Raw genomic sequence first — 1,841 nt, forward strand, 5'->3', positions numbered from 1 at the left:
CCTGCTTGCCGATTGACGCATACGAAGAATAAGCCTGAATAGGTTTAAAATTGAACAGGCCGTCTGAAAATGAAAATAGTTTTCAGATGGCCTTTTGTTTGTTAAGATATTCCGCCCGAGAACGTACGTTTGTTTTGGGTAAAACAACAAATAAGACTTTCGGAAAGATAAACGGCGCATGCCTTTGTTTGCGGAGAAAACCAAAACAGCTTCCCATAACGATAAGCAAAAGGCCGTCTGAAAACAGGAGGATATGATGGACGAACTTTTTATTCAAACGCTGACGATTGCCGGCTCAGATTCCGGCGGCGGCGCGGGTATACAGGCGGATTTGAAGACATTTCAGATGCGCGGCGTGTTCGGTACCAGCGTACTGACCGCGGTTACCGCACAAAATACTTTGGGCGTATCGGCAGTGCATCCGATACCGACCGACATGATTGCCGCACAAATTGCCGCGATTCAGGAAGATTTCCAAATCCGCGCCTATAAAATCGGCATGCTGGGTACGGCGGAAATCATCGAATGCGTGGTGGAACAAACCGCCGAATGCGACTTCGGCAAACGCGTGTTGGATCCGGTCATGATTGCCAAAGGCGGTGCGCCGTTGTTGGAAAATTCAGCCGTCGAAGCCATGAAGCGCCTGCTGCTGCCACATACGGACGTATTGACCCCCAATCTGCCCGAAGCGCAGGCTTTGACGGGTATCAATATTGAAAACCGCCAAGATGCGGAACGCGCCGCCAAAATTCTTCAGGATTGGGGCGTGAAAAATGTGGTGATTAAAGGCGGCCATCTTGCCGACAGTCAAAGCGAATATTGCACCGACTGGCTGTTTACGCCATACGAAACCATCGAGCTGAACAGCAAACGTTTCCCGACGCCGCATACGCATGGCACGGGCTGCACGTTTTCTGCCTGCATTACTGCCGAGTTGGCAAAAGGGTTTAGCGTGCCCGAGGCGGTTCAAACGGCAAAAAACTATATTACCGCCGCCATTTCCCATCCTTTGGGCATCGGGGCAGGGCACGGACCGGTCAACCACTGGGCGTATCGGGACGAATAATGCGTTCAGACCAATTGTAATTGATTGTATTTTTCAGATGGCCTGACTAGGTTTATCACTTGAAATTGTTTACAATATCGGATTAATGCTTTTACGGATAAAAAAGACACCATGCAAGTTACTTCAAAATGGATAGACGGAATGTGCTTCGTCGGAACAACGGCAAACGGACACAGCGTTGTGATGGAAGGCGCGGCGGCTGAAGGCGAAGTCAAACGCGGCCCCAGCCCGATGGAAATGCTGTTGTTGGGTGTAGCAGGCTGTTCTAGCATCGATGTAGTGATGATTGCCGAGAAACAACGCCAAAAAATCACCGACTGCCGTGCCGAAGTGACTGCCAAACGCGCCGACACCGCGCCGCGCGTGTTTACCGAAATCCATATCCATTTCAAAGTGTATGGTCGGGATTTGCAAGAAAGCGCGATTGAACGCGCTGTACAGATGTCTGCCGAAAAATATTGCTCCGCATCGATTATGCTGGGCAAAGCGGCAAAAATGAGCCACAGCTTCGAGATCGTCGAAACAGAATAGGGCGGTTTCAGGGGGGGTGTCGGAGCGTGAAACGGCTGCCCACAAAAAAAGCAGATATATTCACGCATTAACATGAATATATCTGCTTGCTTTTTATTCCTTTTTCTCTATCTCTATCAGCCTTTATAACTTGGCTTGTTGACCTCATTGTGCAAGTTTCGTTTAACATTGTCAACAATTCTTAATTATATTTTAAACACCCCCGAAAGCTGCAGGTTTGTAAACGCTTGTGCCTTCATACGGA

Annotated in this window: 2 protein-coding genes; both read left to right on the forward strand. The window is 48.9% G+C overall.

All coding sequences use genetic code 11. The features are described from left to right. The first annotated feature begins 256 nt into the window (after window positions 1-256). The gene (thiD, locus tag ACTHUE_RS17490; RefSeq protein WP_070584798.1) at window positions 257-1,066 is read left to right on the forward strand and encodes a bifunctional hydroxymethylpyrimidine kinase/phosphomethylpyrimidine kinase; all 810 of its coding nucleotides are present in this window, start codon (window positions 257-259) and stop codon (window positions 1,064-1,066) included. Window positions 1,067-1,177: 111 nt separating this feature from the next. Next, window positions 1,178-1,597: an OsmC family protein gene (locus ACTHUE_RS17495; RefSeq protein ID WP_003679886.1), complete on the forward strand. Its 420-nt coding sequence runs from the start codon at window positions 1,178-1,180 to the stop codon at window positions 1,595-1,597. Window positions 1,598-1,841 lie beyond the last annotated feature (244 nt).

The sequence above is a fragment of the Neisseria sp. P0021.S005 genome (genome assembly GCF_051956955.1).

What these genes read in the sequence shown, in the direction of transcription:
- thiD (WP_070584798.1), top strand. Translation starts at nt 257, where the DNA reads ATGGACGAACTTTTTATTCAAACGCTGACGATTGCCGGCTCAGATTCC.
- ACTHUE_RS17495 (WP_003679886.1), top strand. Translation starts at nt 1,178, where the DNA reads ATGCAAGTTACTTCAAAATGGATAGACGGAATGTGCTTCGTCGGAACA.